The organism is Subtercola vilae (assembly GCF_004923255.1).
In the GTDB taxonomy this organism is placed as follows: domain Bacteria; phylum Actinomycetota; class Actinomycetes; order Actinomycetales; family Microbacteriaceae; genus Subtercola; species Subtercola vilae.
The window spans coordinates 1-1,551 of record NZ_QYRT01000095.1 but is presented as its reverse complement, the minus strand read 5'-3'; the positions used below and the strand labels follow the sequence as shown (position 1 = coordinate 1,551).

The 1,551-nt window shown below is 59.4% G+C and carries 3 protein-coding genes and 2 pseudogenes; all 5 read left to right on the top strand.

All coding sequences use genetic code 11. The features are described from left to right. Nucleotides 1-223 (top strand): annotated as a pseudogene (locus tag D4765_RS19330) (hypothetical protein); the annotation flags it as partial. Next, the gene (locus D4765_RS18960) at nt 223-741 is read left to right on the top strand and encodes a hypothetical protein (protein ID WP_136643864.1); all 519 of its coding nucleotides are present in this window, start codon (nt 223-225) and stop codon (nt 739-741) included. The pseudogene D4765_RS19330 and the gene D4765_RS18960, both read left to right, overlap by 1 nt. Further along, on the top strand, nt 738-1,082 hold the full coding sequence (locus tag D4765_RS18955) for a hypothetical protein (protein WP_136643863.1): 345 nt from the start codon (nt 738-740) through the stop codon (nt 1,080-1,082). The genes D4765_RS18960 and D4765_RS18955 overlap by 4 nt, the downstream gene beginning before the upstream one ends. Nucleotides 1,083-1,099: 17 nt before the next feature. Beyond that, nucleotides 1,100-1,264 (top strand): hypothetical protein, encoded by a 165-nt coding sequence (locus D4765_RS19325; protein WP_161580506.1) that lies wholly within the window; start codon nt 1,100-1,102, stop codon nt 1,262-1,264. Nucleotides 1,265-1,361: 97 nt separating this feature from the next. Next, a pseudogene (locus D4765_RS19910) lies at nt 1,362-1,551 on the top strand (hypothetical protein); the annotation flags it as partial.

Sequence of the window (1,551 nt, the reverse complement as noted above, 5' to 3'; positions counted from 1 at the left end):
GAAGACACCGCCCATCGTGTACCGCCGGCAGGTGCAGTGGCAGATATACGTGAGCGGCGCGGAACGGTGCCTACTGCTGTGGCAGTTGCGTGTGCCGGACGACCGGGGCGGTTTCTTCCTCGGTTGGCTCACCCCTAAGACGCTCTGGATTGAGCGCGACGAAGCAATGATCACGGATTTGCGTGAAACCGCAGACCGACTACTTGAATTGGAGGCTTTCTGATGGCTGGGAAACCGGAAGGTTATATCGATGTCGCTGAACGCATTGTTGAGTTCAGGACGGCTTACCCGAACGGCTCACTTCAGCAGGTGTCGTTGGAGTTCGTGCGCGGGTTCGGCACGAAGGATTGGGTGGTTTACACGGCTGCCGCGTACCGGACGCCTGAGGATGAGAGACCCGGCATTGGTACGGCATGGGAGCCGGTGCCAGGGCCCACAAACTTCACCCGTGACAGTGAGGTTCAGAACGCGGAAACGGCGGCGTGGGGGCGCGCAATGGTCGCCACGCTCTCTGTTGACGCGAAGGTGATCGCATCTAAGCAGGAGGTGTTGGCTCGCACGTCTGAGCCGATCCCTGTGGAGATCCCTGAAGCCACGATCACGGAGTGGGTTGAGGTGTTCGCCGGGGCTACTTCTACGGGGCAATTGCAGGCCGCGTGGGAGTCATCCGGTAAGGCGGGGCTGAACAACAACACCCGGATTGTCGCCGCGAAGGACAAGCGTAAAGGGGAACTGTCATGAGTGAGGTTCTGAACCCTGTCGATATTGAGCAGCAGATTCGCACTCTCGCGAACCGGCTCTCGAATGGTGTCACGGTCGTCACCCGCTCGTTGGGTGAGTACAAGACGGCGCTGCGTGACTACGAGGTCGAGGAGGCGAAAGCGTACATGCGGCATCAGGGGCCCGCGCATGAGAAAAAGTATGCCGCTGTGATTGCGACTGAGAGCTTTCGGAAAGCGGCTGATGACGCTGAGGTTGTGTGGCGTCACGCTGACCGCACTGCACGCGGTGTGGAGTCGGAACTCTCGGCGTTCCAGAGCCTCTACAAAGGTCTGGTTGCGATGTACGGGAGTACCCGATGAGATGCGCAGGTGCAGCCATGACCGCCCCGTACAAGATCGTTGAGACCCGTCAGTACACGGAGGTCGTCTACTACAACGCGGACGGCGTAGAGGTCGCTCGTGAAACACAGAACGACGACTTCTCGTGGGATACATCCGAGCCCGAGGATCTGACCGAGCAAGAAATCGAGGACTGGCTATGACCGATTGCCGTATCTGCCACACACCGATAATCATCGTCCCGCTTCTCGGCTGGGTGCATGTTGACGTGCTCGAAAGTCTCGACCATAAGGCGAAGAAATGACCCGCAGCAGAGCGTCCGCGAAAGCGGCAGGGCACAACCTCGAACGGTCGCAAGCCGATTACTGGGCTGTGTGTCTGAACGATGAGCGCATCGACATCCGGCCCCGGAATGGTGCGAAGGATCGCGGCGATATTGGCGGCATCTATCTACCTCACGGTGGCCGTCTGGTCATCGAGTGCAAGGACT